This window comes from Sphingobacterium sp. JUb20 (assembly GCF_004342035.1).
In the GTDB taxonomy this organism is placed as follows: Bacteria; Bacteroidota; Bacteroidia; order Sphingobacteriales; family Sphingobacteriaceae; genus Sphingobacterium; species Sphingobacterium anhuiense.
In genome coordinates, this window is sequence record NZ_SLYV01000001.1 from 574,230 (window position 1) to 592,639 (window position 18,410).

At 38.4% G+C, this 18,410-nt stretch carries 14 protein-coding genes; all 14 read right to left on the reverse strand.

What is annotated here, in order from left to right:
- Positions 1-72: 72 nt before the first annotated feature.
- The 14 genes from EDF66_RS02580 to EDF66_RS02645 all read right to left on the reverse strand — a co-directional run bounded on the left by EDF66_RS02580 (position 73) and on the right by EDF66_RS02645 (position 18,394).
- A complete protein-coding gene (locus tag EDF66_RS02580) occupies positions 73-780 on the reverse strand; it encodes an HAD family hydrolase (RefSeq protein WP_132840347.1) in 708 nt (235 codons plus the stop codon).
- On the reverse strand, positions 777-1,778 hold the full coding sequence (locus EDF66_RS02585) for a lysylphosphatidylglycerol synthase transmembrane domain-containing protein (RefSeq protein WP_132840349.1): 1,002 nt from the start codon (positions 1,776-1,778) through the stop codon (positions 777-779). The genes EDF66_RS02580 and EDF66_RS02585 overlap by 4 nt, the downstream gene beginning before the upstream one ends.
- Positions 1,759-2,721, reverse strand: a complete 963-nt coding sequence (locus EDF66_RS02590; RefSeq protein WP_207898405.1) for a CDP-alcohol phosphatidyltransferase family protein — start codon at positions 2,719-2,721, stop codon at positions 1,759-1,761. Before EDF66_RS02590 ends, EDF66_RS02585 begins: the two co-directional genes overlap by 20 nt.
- On the reverse strand, positions 2,687-3,595 hold the full coding sequence (locus EDF66_RS02595) for a hypothetical protein (protein ID WP_132840352.1): 909 nt from the start codon (positions 3,593-3,595) through the stop codon (positions 2,687-2,689). The genes EDF66_RS02590 and EDF66_RS02595 overlap by 35 nt, the downstream gene beginning before the upstream one ends.
- A complete protein-coding gene (locus EDF66_RS02600; RefSeq protein ID WP_132840354.1) occupies positions 3,592-4,305 on the reverse strand; it encodes an NDP-sugar synthase in 714 nt (237 codons plus the stop codon). The genes EDF66_RS02595 and EDF66_RS02600 overlap by 4 nt, the downstream gene beginning before the upstream one ends.
- A 65-nt stretch (positions 4,306-4,370) precedes the next feature.
- Positions 4,371-5,696, reverse strand: a complete 1,326-nt coding sequence (locus EDF66_RS02605) for an inositol-3-phosphate synthase (RefSeq protein WP_132767664.1) — start codon at positions 5,694-5,696, stop codon at positions 4,371-4,373.
- A 221-nt stretch (positions 5,697-5,917) separates the two neighbouring features.
- Positions 5,918-7,336, reverse strand: a complete 1,419-nt coding sequence (locus tag EDF66_RS02610) for an efflux transporter outer membrane subunit (RefSeq protein ID WP_165902338.1) — start codon at positions 7,334-7,336, stop codon at positions 5,918-5,920.
- Between the two features lie 32 nt (positions 7,337-7,368).
- A complete protein-coding gene (locus EDF66_RS02615) occupies positions 7,369-10,533 on the reverse strand; it encodes an efflux RND transporter permease subunit (RefSeq protein ID WP_132840357.1) in 3,165 nt (1,054 codons plus the stop codon).
- Between the two features lie 22 nt (positions 10,534-10,555).
- Positions 10,556-11,713, reverse strand: coding sequence for an efflux RND transporter periplasmic adaptor subunit (locus EDF66_RS02620; RefSeq protein WP_132840359.1), 1,158 nt, complete (start codon positions 11,711-11,713; stop codon positions 10,556-10,558).
- Between the two features lie 192 nt (positions 11,714-11,905).
- Positions 11,906-12,805 (reverse strand): helix-turn-helix domain-containing protein, encoded by a 900-nt coding sequence (locus EDF66_RS02625; protein WP_132840360.1) that lies wholly within the window; start codon positions 12,803-12,805, stop codon positions 11,906-11,908.
- 199 nt (positions 12,806-13,004) lie between these two features.
- Complete coding sequence (locus EDF66_RS02630) at positions 13,005-13,775, reverse strand: hypothetical protein (protein ID WP_132840362.1); 771 nt, start codon at positions 13,773-13,775, stop codon at positions 13,005-13,007.
- 167 nt (positions 13,776-13,942) lie between these two features.
- Positions 13,943-14,404: a hypothetical protein gene (locus tag EDF66_RS02635; RefSeq protein WP_132840363.1), complete on the reverse strand. Its 462-nt coding sequence runs from the start codon at positions 14,402-14,404 to the stop codon at positions 13,943-13,945.
- A gap of 130 nt (positions 14,405-14,534) precedes the next feature.
- A complete protein-coding gene (locus EDF66_RS02640; protein WP_132840365.1) occupies positions 14,535-16,787 on the reverse strand; it encodes a glycosyl hydrolase family 95 catalytic domain-containing protein in 2,253 nt (750 codons plus the stop codon).
- 11 nt (positions 16,788-16,798) lie between these two features.
- Positions 16,799-18,394: a solute:sodium symporter family transporter gene (locus EDF66_RS02645; protein WP_132840366.1), complete on the reverse strand. Its 1,596-nt coding sequence runs from the start codon at positions 18,392-18,394 to the stop codon at positions 16,799-16,801.
- Positions 18,395-18,410 lie beyond the last annotated feature (16 nt).

Genomic DNA, 18,410 nt, shown 5'->3' on the forward strand with positions numbered 1-18,410 from the left:
ATCTCCAATCACTGTCGGCGGAAATCAAGAAAGCCAACAGTGAAGGAGATTTCCAAAATACAACTGAAGGAATTATACCAAGAATTCCTTCAGTTGTGCTATATCTGTTATGGTATAGTCTGCTGATGAAGCTGAGTGAAGCGGTTGTTCCTCCCAACCTTCTCCATTCAACCAAAGTGTTTGACAACCGTTCACTTTTCCCGGTTCCATATCTTTGGTATAGGAATCTCCAATCACCAGGCAGGCATTTGCAGGTATACCTAAAGCTGAAACACCTAAAGTATAGATTTCAGGGTTAGGCTTACGTACTCCAACTCGTGCAGATTCGACAACGGCCTCAAAATAATGCAGCAACTGATAATCATCTAAAACATGTTCCAGATTTCCATAAAAATTAGATACCATCACCATTTTATATTGTTTCGATAAAGTATCAAGTAATGGCCTAACGTGATCAAGGCAATCTTCTACTAGTTTATTGCAGGCATTAACAATTTGCAATCCGACACTATCTACCTGAGAGGTCATATTTAAATATTCAAATTGTGCTGTTATCTTAGCTAAAAGCACATCTTTAAAATTAAAAAGTGGCTTTATAATAGGATTTGTAGCCATTTTTCGTTCAGCATATACATATGCATCGTAGAAACCTGACTTATCGGTCGCTACTCCATAAAATTGATAATATTCCCAAAAAACAGCTGCCCAATGTCTTCCATTGGTATCCAATGTTCCGCCGTAATCAAATAATAATCCCTTTATACCTGTTATTTTTATCATCTTAATTTATAATCTTTGCGGACAATACTCATCCAAATCAACCCTATACCAATCCAAATAATTTCACGAATACGGGTTGCCAATCCCATAAATATACCTACCGATGCGGGGAAACCAATACTTGTGACTGCCATTGCCAATCCTCCTTCACGTGTACCCAATTGCATAGGTAGAAAAAAGATCAGGTTAGCGAAAAGCGAAGATCCTGAACTAACTATAAAAGCCTGAATCACACTCATATCGAGTCCCAGTGCTACTCCAATAAAATAAAGTTCGGCACAACCGACAACCCGAGCGAAAAATTCCCAAAAGAGTGCTACAAAAAATTGTGGTCTACGCTGTGTATATAAATCTTGGATCTGCTGATCAACATGTTCGAGTACTGTTTTTTTTTCTTCATAAAATGTACGAGCGTACTTACCTACAAATGGAATCTTTTGAAAAAAGCGTACGATAGTGACTGTAAATCCTCGTTTATAAATTTTTGAAAAGGACCAAAAAATACCGAGTCCAAAGAATAAAATAAATAAACAGACGATCAGCATGCTCGCACTTAAGGGCACTACTGCTAGAATCAAAAAGATGGAAACCAGCCAAAAAACAATATGCGATAAAATATGCACCATACCGTACAGCAACACCGAGGAGCTCGCTTTTGCTTCTCCCAAATGTGGTTTCAATTCCATGATCCGGTAAGGTTCGCCGCCTAAAGCGACAAAGGGTGTAACATAATTAATGCTGTAGCCACTTACTGTCAACTGTAGAATTTTGATAAAGGGCAGTTTCGTTTCAGGAACGTTCGGTTCTTCAATGATTGATTTAAAAGCAAAAGCATTCATTACATAGATCACCAACCAACTTAGCAATATGGGCACAAACCACCACCCGGTCTGCAACAGATTGTTCCAAATATTTACTGGACCAATACTGAAAATCATATAAGCAAGTGTAGCTATTCCAATGATCAAGAAAATAAGCTTATATATGTTTTTCATCATATTGATTTGTCGCTAATTGATCGATGAAATGAGCACTTACTTGCTCCTGTCTTTTACACATATAGATCAGTATCGGATTTAAAATAAACATGTCAAAAAAGAAATATAACCAGACCTGATCAATAAAGATCCATAGAAACAAAAACAGTACGCGTGTATTAAACTGTACGATATTGGTATACTTCATCAATGGACGGTTACGGATACGAAATGCGTTGACAAATGATGCTGGCATCTGGTCGGCATACTTGTTCTTAACCATCTGCAATAACTGTTGCAGTTTTGGTGAAAAATTCTCCTGCATGGTGGTATAATTCTTATAACCGTTCAGTACGAATTTTTGAAAGAAGTCTTTCTTCCAGCTCATTTTGTCCAACTCTGCCTGAAGCTCTTTCGAATTATCTAGTTCACTACCTGCTTTTCCCTTTATAAAATACAAATGGACATTGCGATAATAGTCAGCCATTGCTGATTGAAATACATGGGATACTCCAGCTAAAACACCTGGTACCCAAATCCAGGCAGACCAACCTTCATTCATACAGCGTAAACATAAAGCAATATGAATGGCCGCAAACCAGAAATCACCTGCAAATCCATCTAAAATTCTTCCAAACCGACTTTTATTGTCAGTCATCCTGGCCAACTGTCCATCTGCACTGTCTAAAGAATTGGCAAATACCAATAATAGCATGCCGATGATATTGATCCATAAATCACCGTAATAAAACAGAATCCCGGCTCCTACACCAAAAAATATACTGGTGATCGTCACGGCATTGGGTGTCACTCCTATTCGGGCACAAAACTTAGCGATACGGTAACCTATGGGCCTGTAGAACCAAATATCGATTCGCTCTTCTGTGTCATTCGATTTGAGTGACTGTTCAAATAATGTATGTTCTGATTTAGACATAATTCCGATCATCTTTATCTTCTTCATTAAAGATCATCCGATCTATAAATTCAGAAAATTTTCCAAAAATATGAGTGGCTATTGCTTCTGCGGCCTGCTCTCTGCAAGGCGCAAAGCTTGGCCAATCGTTTAAATCTATAATATGAAAACTTCCATCAGCTTGGACGATAGCATCTCCACCATAGATAGTGACTCCCAAAACTTCAGCTGCTCGTTCCGCTGCCTGTTTCAAAGCCTCATTATCAAAAGGGTAATGTGCTGTTGCACCGTTTATTTGCTCATAAGCGGCATATTTATGATGATTTAGATCATAAGGATGAAACCAATAGAAAAAATCGGTTCCAGAGACTGCATAAAACTTTACCAAATCGCCAAATAAATGTTGCGATACGACAGCGTCATCAATACCACGCAAAGCATATTCTGCCAATATATTATTTGCTTCGTCCTTAGTGCTTACAAAACTGACATCTTCCTTATGAACGGCATGAAAATCGCCTCTTTTTATCCATATACCCGGTAAGCCATAATGATCAAACAGGTCTCCTATATCATCGTGGGTATTAACAACTACACTCGCTGGATAAGGCACATCATTTTCTAACAGTTTTTCGGTCATAATAGTCCGATAGCAGCTCTGGATTCCAAATGATGAGTTGATAATCAAAACGCCATTACGCTCCAGCTCTTGCAAATAACGCACTAATGCTTTGGATCTTCCCATTGTGATAATGGGTTCTTTTTGATAACCTTTCAGAGAAAGAAAATCATCTTCTGTTACCTGGGTGATATTGACACCTTCTTTTTCCAGTAATCCGATTACTGCTTGAAAAATTGCTGTATCATTATTAACATGATTTGGCGAGAAATCATTTTTCCTTAGTATTGCGTATACTCTCATGATTGGCTCTTTTGCTCCATTAAAAAATATTCAGCCGTCTCCCTGTCATGTAGATGATCCACATCAATAATTTTGGCAAAAGGATACGCTTTGATCATAAATCCTTTATCGATAAGGAATCGCTGATAATTTCGCATGCGCTGATTGCCTGCTGCTAAGGATTCAACAGCAGCCTGCATGGCCTTCTTTCGTAAACAATAAATACCACCCGATACGAATGCTGCCTGCGGATATTTGTTATCTGAAAAACAAACAATTCTATTATCGCTATTTACGGTCACATATAAAGGGCTTTCGTCATCAACAAAAGGAGTAACAGCAAATAATCCGTCCATATCTCCCTGTTGAAATGCCTCTACATATTGGCCAAAGGTATCCGGTTCAAACACCGTGTCTGTTGTTGTAAGACAGCAGGAATCCCAATGGGGAAATGCTTCTTGCAGAGCAACAAAACTATGTAAGGAACTCACGGTATCTTTGATCAACAAATGAATAGGAATTTTAAATTCATGTTTGACCAAAAACTTATGTAATTCTTTATTCTTTCCGTTGATAATAATGAAAACAGATCTGGCCCCCTGCGCTGCAAAAATATTGATCAGTCTCTCGATCATCGGAACACCTAACAAAGGCAACAAAGGCTTTGCTTTTTTAAATCCTTCCTTCTTTAATCGCTGCCCTTCACCGGCAGCTATAATTGCGTACTCCATCTTAATTGATAAAACCCTTAAAGTATTTAAAAATACTTCAAGGGTGTTGTAAATTGTATAATGCGTTACATGCTATCCACTAGCTCTTGATAGTAATCCAGACCTAAGTGTGTAATCAGATCTTCCCCCATCATATGGCGCAACGTGTTTTGCAACTTGATGAGCTGTTTAAAAATATCGTGCTCTGGAGGTAATCCAGGAGCAGTCTGTGGAGATTTTAAATAGAACGATAACCACTCTTGGATACCGAACATACCTGCACGCTGTGCCAGATCTATAAATAACGCTAGATCTAATGCGACAGGCGCAGCCAGAATAGAATCACGGCATAAAAAGTTAATTTTTATCTGCATTTTGTATCCCATCCAGCCAAAAATGTCAATATTATCCCAGCTTTCTTTATTATCGCCATGTGGCGGGTAATAGTTGATACGTACTTTATGATATAGATTACCGTACAACTCTGGGTTTTTCTTAGCATCCAAAATCTCTTCAAGCACACTTAGCTTGGAGACTTCTTTTGTTTTGAAATTTTCCGGATCGTCTAATACAAGTCCATCTCTATTTCCTAAAATATTGGTTGAGAACCAGCCTTCAACTCCTAATGCGCGAGCCTGTAAACCGGGAGCAACAATTGTTTTCATCAAAGTCTGACCTGTTTTAAAATCTTTTCCCGCTATTGCTACTTGCATCAACTGTGCTAGCTCCACAATGGCAGGAACGTCACAACTTAAATTTGGTGCGCCATTAACATAAGGTGCGCCCTGCTTTAAAGCTGCATATGCATAAATCATACTAGGTGGAATACGCAGATCATTTTGATCCAAAGCATCTTCAAAATTTTTCAGACTATCAAAAATAGCATTTCCTTCAATATATTTTTCAGTTGAGCCACACCAAAGTACTACGATACGGTCACAGTTATTTTCTTTTTTAAAGTTCTGGATATCTGCTTGTACAGCATCGGCCAAAGCTCTTCGTGTAAGTCCCTCTTTAATATGCTGTCCATCGAGATTCTTAACAAAATTACGATCAAAAACAGCCTTCATAGGTTTAATTTGCTCCAACTCCGCCCGTACTTGCTCCAATTGATAAGGTTCTAAAACACGTGCTTTTGAAGCTGCTTCAAAGACATTATCGGCATATACATCCCATCCTCCAAACACAATATCTTCTAATTTTGCCAAGGGTACGAAGTCCTTAATCAAAGGATTTCTATCTTCTGTACGTTTTCCTAAACGAATGCGGCTCAATTGTGATACTGAACCTATGGGTTTTGAATACCCCTTATTGATACCTGCGACACCTGCGATCAATGTGGTGGCTACTGCACCCAAACCCGGAATTAATATTCCCAGCTTACCTTTTGCTTCATTCACTTGTTGTTTCATTTTGTTGTATTTAAGTGATATTTAAAATTAATGGATTAGAATTCTCGTTATTATTGATTTTCTGGTCTTAAGCTACCAGAGTACATCGTTAAACACTTATTACTTGATTTTGTTGTGTTTAAATAAAATTTAATTATCTTTTCACTGTTAAAAATGTCCTAAGCGCTAGGGCTCAGGACACTCGTTAAACAGATATAATAGACTTACCACGTACTATTCTTTTAATGTCTACCCCCTCCTAAGGCACGGTATAAATTGACTTCGGTGTAGAGCCTTTGACTCTTAATAGCTGCATTATCGAGTTCGGCCTGCAACTTACTTTGCTGCGCTGCTATCACCTCTAAATACGTTGCCATATCATTCTTAAAGAGAATATCGGCATTTCGAATCATCTCCTGATTGCGGGCAACCAGGCCGCGTGATATTTCTTCCTGCTCTTTTAAAGATGCCATACTGGCTAGAATATTGGATACTTCACCTACTGCCTGTAATACACTTTCTTTAAACTGAATTTCCGCCTGTGCACTTGCTATTTTGGCCTGATTGAAAGCTGTCTTTAGCTGTCGACCTTGTACTATTGGTTGCGTCAGTGAACCCGTTAAGGCTCCAAATAACGAACCTGGGATATTGAACCAATCACTTGCTTTAAAGGCATTTAACCCTCCTTGTGCTGTAATATTTAAACTCGGGTACATGCTTACTTTAGAAACATGCACCTGTGCGAATGACTTTTGGACTTCCAGTTCTGCAGTTCTTACATCCGGACGTAAAGCCAGCATCATAGCAGGGACACCTGTTGCGAGATGATCTTTTGCCTTTAAAGTGACTAAAGAAGTTTTTCTTTCTATATGACCCGGCATGCGACCTGCCAATGCCTGCAAAGCATTTTCCTGAATGATAATCTGCTCGTCCAATACCGGAATAGATTTTAACACAAGATCTCGGTTACCTTCTTGTTGCTGCACTGCTAAAAGTGTCGTGAGTCCCAGAGCATGCTGTACCCGCGTCATCTGTAAAATATTGTCGATTAAACTCAAATTTTTCAAGCTGATATCTTTTTGCAAATCAAGCATCAGCAGGTTATAATATCCCTGTGCGATGGTGCTAACCAAGCGTGTTTGAATTGCCTTACTGGCTTCCTGAGTCTGTAAATAACTGGACAGCGCCATCTCTTTACGGCCCTTGATCTTACCCCATATATCTGCCTCCCAAGAAATATTTACTGCAGTTGTGTAATCCTCCATGTATTTTTTTCCCATAAATTGACCAGCCATCATACCATTCATACTATTATCAGATGGTCTGGTTACCGTTCCCGTTCCTGCTGACAATCCAATCTGTGGTAAATAACCCCATTTTGCCTGTTTCATAGATTCGGTTGCGATATCAATCTGTTTAATAGCCACCTGTAGATTATTGTTGTTCATAAGCGCGGTATCGATAAGATCTAATAAAATCTGATCACTAAAGAACTCTTTATATGACAGTGATGCAATGGAACTGCTATCACTTTCAATGACTCGATTATCCTGCGTAAATGTTGCAGGTACTGCTACTGGGTTAGGAACATATTTCACAGACTTACAGGCAACCGTTACCATTAAGGTGAGACACAGGCAAGTCATATTTATTTTATTCATATTTATGTTAATGCTTAACATTTGATTTACTTTTAATGTGAAACTTCTGTTTCTTCATACTCCCAATCGCTTTCTTCCGCAGGCTTTCCGCTCATACGTTCCTGCAGGTACTGAAACACGACGAACAAGACCGGTGTTAAAAACACCCCGAATACAGTTCCTGCAAGCATACCAAATACTGCAGCATAACCGATGGAATGATTCCCGATCGCCGAAGGCCCTACTGCAAACAGCAACGGCAACAAACCCGCTATAAACGCAAGGGATGTCATCAAAATCGGTCTAAGTCTTGCCTTTGCACCTTCAACAGCGGCGGCTACGATACTCTTTCCTGCGCGTCTGCGCTGAATAGCAAACTCAATAATCAAAATAGAATTTTTGGCCAAAAGTCCGATCAACATAACCAAAGCAACCTGTACATAGATGTTGTTGGATAGACCTGCAAAACCAATTCCTACAAATACGCCCAACAGACCACAGGGAATGCTGATCAAAACTGCCCATGGCAGAATATAACTTTCATATTGAGCTGATAACAAGAAGTATATAAAAACAATACACAATCCAAAAATAGCAGCAGTCTGGCCACTGGATGATTTTTCTTCACGGCTCATTCCTTTCCAATCATGCGCAAAACCATTGGGTAAAAAAGTAGCACTAACTTCATCTATAGCTTGCATCGCCTGACCAGTACTATACCCAGGTTTTGGCATCGCGGTAATGTTAATGGCATTAAATAAATTAAAATGCTCTACTGTCTCTGGACCAGATACAGGTTTTAATTGTACTAAACTGTTAATCGGTACCATCTGGCCCAATTGATTTTTAAGCATAATTCCATCTAAAGAGGAAGGATCTGACCTAAACTCAGGAGATGCCTGGATGACAACACGGTAATACTTTCCAAAACGATTGAAATCGGATGCTTGCATACTTCCGTAATATCCTTGCATCAAGGTCATTAAATCGGAGACATTCACGTGAAGCTGTTTGGCCTTCATTTCGTCAACAACCATTTCATACTGTGGATAGGATGCATTAAATGTGGTAAAGGCAAATGCGATCTCAGGTCGTTGCATCAATGCGCCCATATATCCATTGGCCGTTTCACTGAATTTACTTAAACTGCCAGCGGTCTTATCTTGTAGAACAACTTCTAATCCTGAAGTATTACCAAAACCCGATACAGTCGGCATACCCAATACAAAGAAGTTTGCACTTTGATTTCCTTGTAACTGTCCTTGAAGAGCAACTAAAATTTGATTGATATCTTTAACTTCTCCCCTTTCTTTGAGTGGTTTCAAGCGGATCATCAATACCCCTGCAGAAGAAGAAGTACTAAAACTCATCATATTTAAACCCGAAATACTGATCACCGATTCTACAGAAGGATGTTTCTGAATTTCTAATTCTGCATCGGTTATGGCTTTAGTTGTCCGATCTAAAGATGCACCTGGTGGCGTATTGACCATGGCCATTAAAAAACTCTGATCCTCATCGGGTATAAAACCTGTCGGTGTGGTACGGAACATCCATACAAACAATACCAATAGCACAGCCAGTCCTGAGAATGCCACAGTTTTACGTTTTATTAAGAAAAGGACAGATTTACCGTAACGAAATGTCAGTTTATTAAAAGCTGCATTAAATCCTGCGAAAAAACGTTCTTTAAAATTTGTTTTCTTCTCCTCATGATGCCCATCGTGTGATTTTAATAATAACGCACATAATGCAGGACTTAAGGTTAGTGCATTAACTGCTGAGATCAGAATTGCCATTGCCAAGGTCAAAGCAAATTGTTGATAAAACACACCTGTAGGGCCTTCCATAAAAGCAACGGGTATAAATACTGCCGACATCACAAGCGTAATGGATATAATAGCGCCTGTGATCTCACTCATTGCAGACATTGTCGCCGCTTTTGCATTTAACTTTTTCTTCTCCATTTTAGCATGTACTGCTTCTACGACAACGATGGCATCATCGACAACGATCCCAATCGCAAGTACGAGTGCAAAAAGGGTCAGTAGATTGATCGAAAATCCAAACAGTTGCATAAAGAAAAATGTACCAACAATAGAAACCGGAACTGCAATCGCTGGAATTAATGTCGATCTAAAATCCTGTAAAAAGATAAATACAACAATAAAAACGAGTACAAAAGCTTCTAGCAAGGTGGTGATAACTTGAGCAACAGACTGATCTAAAGATTCCTTCGAAGAGTACGGCGTAGTAAATTTAATACCTGCGGGAAACGACTTTGAAAGCTCCTGTAAACGTTCCTGCATCTCTATCTCGACTGCATTGGCATTTGAACCAGCTGTCTGATAAAGGGCAATCATAATCGCCGGTTTCTTATTATACGCTGTGGCAACCGTATTGGTGTACGACCCAAACTCAACTTTAGCCACATCCTGCAGACGCAACACGGAACCATCTGCATTTGCGCGTATGATAATATTTTCGTAATCGGTTGCTTCAGCCAGCTTTCCTTTATATCGGATGACATATTCTACAGCTTCCTTGGTACTCTCTCCAAATCGTCCTGGAGCAGCTTCAATATTCTGAGTCTGGATCGCAGCAGACACTTCTTGCGGCGTAATATCATAGGAAGCCATCTGAGCTGGATTGAGCCAAACGCGCATCGAGTAATCTTTGTTACCGAATACCTGTGCATCACCGACTCCTGTGATACGCTTCAACTCTGGAACAATATTAATCTTAGCATAATTCTCTATAAAAAGTTCGTCTGATTTATTATCATCGGAGTATAGCGTTACCATGGCCACCATACTATTCTGTCTTTTTAGTGTGCTTACACCGATCTGATTAACCTCTGCAGGTAACATACTGGTTGCTTGCGATACTCGGTTCTGTACGTTTACTGCGGCCTGATCCGGATCTGTTCCTAATTTAAAAACAACAGTAATCATCAAACTACCGTCATTACTCGATGTAGAAGTAAGAAAGTCCATATTTTCTACACCATTGATAGCATTTTCTAATGGCGGTGCTACTGCCTTTGCAATTACTTCGGCAGAGGCACCTGGGTAAGTCGCCATTACAGTCACACTTGGTGGGGCGATTTCAGGAAATTTGGTAATGGGTAAACCGAGCATAGCCACGACCCCCAGAATAACCAGCAATATGGATATAACTGTAGCCAATACTGGCCTTTTAATTATTTTTTTTAACATAATGACTAAGGATAAATGGTTTTTAAGATTTATTCACGCTATCTTTTACTGTGGTTGCGGATTTCACCTTAACAGGCATACCATTCTGAAGGAAACTAAGTCCATTTGTAATTATCTGATCACCTGCTGTAACACCTGATTTGACGAAGTATTGAGATTCTTTTTTACCACTTACTTCAATTGGCGTCTGTACCGCCTTTCCTTCTTTACTGATCGTAAAGACATAAATTTTATCTTGAATGGCTGTCGTTGCTGTGATCGGAACCACAACAACCTGCTCAATATGTTGATCTAATGCTATTTTCCCTGTGTTTCCTGTTCGTAATTGTCCTTCCGGGTTTTCAAATTTTGCCCGAAGACTGATCGAACCTGTATTCTTGTCGAATTGACCTTCAATAGCATCAATTTTTCCTAAATGTGGAAAGTCCTGTCCATTAGCTGTTTTTAAAGTTACAGGAGCGGCTTGCTTCAACTTTTCAGCAACAGAGTTTCCCGGTAATGCTGCCTGAAAATTAACAAAATCGTTTTCACTCATGGAGAAATATGCAAATACGGCATGTGTATCTGACAAGAGTGTTAAGGGTTCGACTGCAGCAGGATTAATGAGACTTCCTAATCGATAAGGAATACGACCTATAGTGCCACTGACCGGAGCTTTAATTGTACAGAATTCAAGGTTAATTTTCGCTGTTTCAAAAACGGCATTTGCCTGCGCTAAAGCTGCTTGGGCACCTTCGTACGTTGCCTGTGCTTGGTCAACCTGTAGATTAGATACGAGTTTATTACTTACTAATTCTTTTTTCCTATCTAGATCTATTTCAACATTGGACAGATTCGCCTTAGCTGCTAAAATAGATGCTTGCGCATTTTTATACTGCTCTTTATAGGTACGATCATCCACTTGAAATAAAGTCTGCCCAGCCCGGACAAATGCACCTTCATCAACAAAGATCTTAGCCAGATAACCGGAAACTTGTGGACGGATTTCAACATTTACAACTCCTTCAATGCTGCTTGCATAAGTTTTTGTTAATATTCCATTTTCTTCTTGAAGTGTCATCACTGGAACTTCTAAGGCTGCGGGTGCCTCCCCTCCCTGGTTTGGTTTTTGACCACAACTTGTTAGGAATCCTAGGCTTAAGCCTAGCAATGTTGATTGAACAACTAATTTCCGATTCATTTAAAATATATTATGTTCTCGCTATATTTAAAGATTCGAAAAGAAGGGTTAGTCACTAAAATATTGGACTTCAGACCCCATCTTTTCTCCTCATGTACAATTAATACAAATATATATCTGACTAAATCGGTTAAAAAGTCTAAAGGGAGCTTTAACTTGTCAAAAAGACACTAAATTAAGTTCGGGATAAATTTAAGTTAATAATTCTTTACGATACAGAATCGGGGATTGACCTGTATTCTTTTTAAAGAATTTGCTAAAAGTAGGTAAATCACTAAAATTCAATTGTTGCATGATATCTGAGATTGAGTAAAAATTAGACCGTAATTTAGCTGTCACTTCAGCCATCAATGTTTGTTCAATAATCTGCAGCGGGCTTAACCCTGTAACTTCTTTTATAACCCTGCTGAGGTATTTTCGACTCACAAATAAGCAATCGGCATAATGCTGGACTGAACGGTGAACGTGAAATTGATCTACCACCAGCGTAATGAAATCCAAACATAATTTTTCTTTTCGGCCACTGAGTACGACCTGACCGATAACATGATCCATAAGTTCTGATTCTATTTCGTAGTTGAGTAGTGCAAAAGTACTTTTAATAATTTCCGCCTGATGTTTAGTTGGTGTAGGACTCAGATTAACTTCTCTTAAATGTTCTAGATAAACTACAAATCGCTTAACTACAGGTTCACGTAAGGAAAATACCTTTAAATAATTGTCAAACAAAAAATCTAAGGACGATCTGCCTTGAAAAAACATGCCTATTTTTTTAGCAAAATCTAAAGAAAACATAAAACTGATCATTTCCAGATCATCACTCCTTTCCAAAAACTCAATAATTGTAGTCGGTGAATGTAAGAATGCCATATTTTCCTGGATTTCCTGTTCAGAAAAACCAATCCGCATGCCGAGCGTTCCTTTTAGGATAATACTCATTCCAAAACTGTCAGTGCGCATAGGCTCATAAGAGCGAATGTCAGTCATATTACTTTTCTGTAAATGACAGATAGTAAATCCCTCATACTGTTGTTTGTTCATCTGCTCGGCAACAAACTCCTTTAAAGTAAAAAATGTAATTCGACGATCCATAATCTTAAACGCTAACAAAGAGCATGTCTAAGTTAAAATTTAAAATAAGTTTTGTTTTACTCTTTTTGTTTTTTGACAATTTTCTGTCAAAAGTCAAACATACATATTGGTTAGCTGTTATACTACAATGATAAGCATAAAAAAACAGCAACCTTTCATGTAAGGTTGCTGTAATTGTTTGTATTTTAAACTGAAATAATTATCCGCCGTAAACAGCTACACCTTTATCCTGTAACACATATCCTTTCCATGCCATGAGGATGTAATTTCCAGAAACCCAGTTTCCTTCACCTTTTTTTTCCAATACTATACCATTATTAGAATTGGGCAAAAAAACTTCAGCTTTAGAATTGTCCGAACTAAAGTAAACGTAGGCTTGTTTACCTTCCGTTCTTGCCCCATCCTTCAAAGGGTTTAAGGTTGTTTTTAAAGTGGCTAATGTAATGCACCTTTGCTCCAATTCCGAGTATGATTTTCCATCCTCAAACAGGCAACCTTGTTTTTTTTCAGCACAATCTCCTTTTACCAAGGGCATAGTTGAGGTAAAATTCAAGTGCTTTATATCTTTGAAAGCCGTCCCTTCAGCATTCATATCACCATATCCTTCAATCAATGTGTCTTTACTTACTTTAAATGCAACCTGCCTAACAGAAGTTACTCCTTCTGACTGGAAAGTATAATCTGCGAGCAGCACATTATCTTTCAGCTGCCCTACGAAAGTGCCAGTATTCTTATCTTTCTCGGCGAAAGCGTACGTAAGGTTTCCTTTAAGAGTTGAACCTATATCAGTAAATTCCAACGAAATATGATTATTGCCGTCATTGTAAGCATAACATGCCGGCTCTGAGAAAGTAACTGTTTTACCTGTTATTTCTTCAAAAGCAGCATTACGGTTTTCAGTTTTTGAATCCCTATTCCTACAACTTATCATCGTCAAAATAACAAACGATAATGTGATTATTTTTTTCATATTTTCTAGCGTTAAATGGTTATCAATTTTTTTAAAATAATGATACTTCCTAAATCACAATTCATAAAAATAGTTACTATTTACTCTGAAAAGCAGTTAGAAACTTATCATTTTAAATTTAAAATAGCATTAATGGATATATACATACGATCGGTGCTACCTCACTATTATTTAATAACGGTCAAATAAACTTGTTGCTTGCCTGCTCCAAGTTTTACATTTGGGAACTGTTTGTCATAGTCAATCATAATATCTCCTTTTTCTACTTTTCCGTTACCATCCGAATCCAATTTAACAGTAACATAATATTTGACTGCTTCATGTGCAGCTACCGCAGGCTTTATATGCGATTTATGATCTTTTGGTAAAACAAAATCAATTGTGAAAGGAACGCCAGACTGTTGAATATTTTTTTCTTCCAATAATGTTGCTGGTACATCAGCTATATTCTCTGCAACAGCATATAATTGTACTTTACCTTCTGGATTTTTTATATCTAACGGTGCTGAACCAATAAATTCTACCGTTAGTGAATCACCCGTTTTAGTTTCTTCACTCCCCTTGCTACCAGACGTACAACTTGCTAAAATGGACAATGGCAAAACTGCCAAAAAAATTATGCTTTTCATATATCACTTTATTTAAGCACTGCTACTTTCAAATTAAAGATTAAAAGTAGCAGTGTATTCTTTTTTTAAAGCTCTACATCCAAATATTATACCAAATACCTGACATAAGCATAAGGAATACTCTATATTATCAATTTTTAACTGCCTTAGTGAGCTTTAAACTCTGATTTGGTTTTAATTGTATCTGATATATATACTTACCGTTAACTTCCTTCATCAATTTTGCGTCTTTAAGTACAGTTGCACTCAAAAGCTGAATAGTCTGATGCTCTAAAGATTTTAAAACAACAGATTCAACCTCCTTATTTTTCCATATCAATTCGTGAATCAAAATGTTTCCTCTAGCTTTCAATCCTTTAATTTTACCATCTTTCCAATTATCTGGCAATGCTGGCAATAACTCGATCATATTATTCTGTGATTGTACGATCATTTCACTAACAGCGGCAACATAACCTAAGTTACCATCAATCTGAAATGGTGGATGTGCGCAAAGCAGATTCGCGTATACCCCACCGCCGTTATCGTAATCTATCCCTTCACCTCCTACGAGATTAATAAAATTTTTCAAGATCTGGTAAGCATGATTACCATCTTGTAACCTAGCCCAAAATGCTACTTTCCAAGCCATAGACCATCCTGTAGATTCATCTCCTCGCGCATTTAGTGTTACTTTTGCCGCATTAGCTAATTCTGGAGTTTCCCATTTAGATATTTGTCGTCCTGGATATAGGCCAAACAAATGAGAAACATGTCTATGCTTATCATTAGGATCATCACGGTCGGTTTCCCACTCTTGCAACTGCCCCCATTTTCCAATTTTTGGTTTTAATAATGCATTGCGAATTGTTTCGATATGCTTGCCATATGTTTTATCAATTTGTAAAATTTGACAGGCCTCAACATAATTCGTAAAAAGGTCGAAAATGATCTGATGATCGTAACTCACAGCATCTTCGGTAGGTCCGTGTTCAGGTGACCAGCCCATGGGTGCCACTACAGTTCCATCATCACGACGAACAAGTCTATCATCCCAAAATTGACATATTTCCTTTAATATTGGATAAGCAAAATCTCTTAAATACGCTTTGTCACGATTAAATGCATAGTGTTCCCAAAGTGCCTGCGCGTACCATGCACTGCCTGGTGTATTCCAGGAGAAGCTTTCTCCTCCAAAAATATTATTTTCAGTACGAACCGTCCAACCGCGAACACCTGGAAATTCCTTTTGTGTATTTTCCTTCTTTACTTCGCGCATACTATTGATGTAATCCAGATATGGCCATGCAGATTCGCTTAGATTTGCAACCTCAGCAGGCCAATAGTTCATTTGCACATTGATATTGGAATGGTAATCTGATCGCCATGGAGGGGTATTACTATTATTCCATAATCCCTGTAAATTGGCGGGTAGTCCGCCCTTACGAGAAGAGCTTATAAGCAGGTAGCGCCCATACTGATAGATAAGGGATTCTAGCGCCGGTGATGGCTTTTGCTTATAGTGCTGCAGCAGTTTTTTTGTCGTTAGCTCCTGCGATAAATCTTCAGTCCCCAATTGTAACTGTACTCGAGCAAAAAGTGATTGATAATCTTTTAAGTGTCTGGTAAGTAATTGATCAAAATGATATTTAGCAGCCTCTTGAATATATCTCTTGTTCGCTTCTAATGGCTTTTCATTCGCTTTCCAATTCGTAGACCGAGTATTGGCATAATCTGTCGCCGCACTCAAAAGTATAACGATTTTATCTGCCGATTGAACCTGGATAAATATTTCGCCATCCTCTCCTTTTGTCTCCAAAACCTCTCCCCCTTCCGTTTTCACGTGGAGGCGTGCAGCATATTCCATACCATTGGACAGTACACCACTGAACACCAAATCGCCGGCTATCGATTTTGTTAGTTTGCCGTGACTATCTTTAAGTCTGATGGTTGCATTTAGTGATTTTTTATTTTCATTTGTGTATTCCATTACCATCACCTGGTCCGGATTACTAGCGAAGTATCTGCGGCTTCTTTTTTGATTATCTTGATTGTATGTGATATGGTGCAAGGCCTGATCTAAATCTAATTTTCGGCTATAGTTTGAGAAAGGTTTTGCTCCAACCTGTCCAAATTCAACAAACACCTCCCCAAAAGCCTGATATTCTCCGGTTTCCTGTTCGTTACCGGTCCATAGACTGTTCTCATTAAATTGAATATGTTCTTGATTCACTCCTCCGAATATCATGGCACCAATACGACCATTTCCGATCGGATAAGCTTCAGTCATCCAATCCTTAGCAGGTTGATCATCCCATAGAAAATACTGCTGACCATAAACAGTCGTTTTTACAAAAAATATCAATACTACAATGAATATATATGCTCTTTGTGATTTTAACATAAAAAATAGATTTATTGGGCTAGGCCCAAGGGTGAAAAAACAATGTAAATCGCTATCATCACTAAAATTAGGATGGTACCGACCAAATGCCTTCCTTTCCAATAGGAAGTACGATCCAATCCTGAAAATTCAAATTGAAAAGTGGATTTATAATGAGGTTGTGTTACCTTACTGCCTATCCAGATAATAATCGCTATAATGACAAATAATAAGGCAAATAAATGCAGATAATGCAGGTCTAGTTTCCAAATAAACACAAGGGTAAAATAGCTGATCATATATAAAAACAGTCCCAGTTGAGCCATCGCTGGGGTTACCCTTTGGGATAAAATACCCATCATCATGATCGTAAAAATAGGCATATTAAACAGTCCTGAAACCGTCTGCAAATACGTATAGAAACCATCATGTGCAAAAAGGATAAAAGGTGCAATAAACATGGCTGACAAAGAAATGATGAGTTCAAAATATTTGCCTTTTTTTACGAGCTGGCTTTCCGACACGATGATATTACGTTGCTCCAGATAAGGTTTATAGATATTAAAAATAAATAAACTACCGCAACTTTGTAATCCCGCAGTGTATGTAGTCATAGCGGCACCAAAAACAAGTGCGAGTGAAAAACCAACAAGAATATCAGGGAAAATATGAACAATCAGATTAGGAAATACAGATGCCGAGGGCTCAACTTTTGGCAAGAGATGTATGGCCAGAAGTCCTGGAAGATTAATAAGCAAGGGCATCAATAATTTGCCCCCTGCGGCCAGTGTCATGCCTTTCTGTGCTTCCTTTAAATTTTTTGCACTTAAGGTTTGTTGGGCGATGTATGGCTCCATACCCCAGTAGTAGAAATTGATCAGTAACATGCCGGTAAAGAGCGTCGAAAAAGGTACCGCATCGTGTTTATCTCCCACGGCATTCAAGTGCTCTGTTTTATTCAGAAATACTTGCTGAACTCCTTCCCATATGTTTCCAGTGCCCAGATACCAAAATGCATATACTGGAATTATCAGAGCAAGTAAAAATAGTCCCAAACCTAAACTGACATCAGATAAAGAAATTAATTTCAATCCACCTAATATGCTATACAGGCTACCGATAATTCCTAAAGCCCAGACAAGTACCCAGATACTCTGCCAATAACTAATCTGAAAATAGGCAGGTACATCAAACATGATGGCCAAACTTAACGCCCCTCCATATAAAACTGGAGGTAACAAATTAACGATGTAGCCAACAAGGATAAGTACGGAAACGATTAACTTGGTCTTCGCATTAAATCTCAGCGATAGAAAATCGGGTATGGTTCGAAAACCATGTTTGAAATAAATCGGTAACAGAAACTCCGAAACGACTAACATGGCGACCACCGAACTCACTCCCCATCCTATAACAGATAAGTTGTTAATGTAAACAGATTCGTTTTCACCAATAAATTGATTTGCACTTAGGTTGGTCAACAGAAGTGCAGATCCAACCATCCAGAAGCTATTACTTTTACCGGCTAGAAAAAAACCGCTTAATGTAGTCGTATAATACGATTTATACTTTAACAGAGACCATAATGCTACTAAAACCGTAAAAAAGCAAAAACTTGCAACTATCATATCAATTTGTCTACCT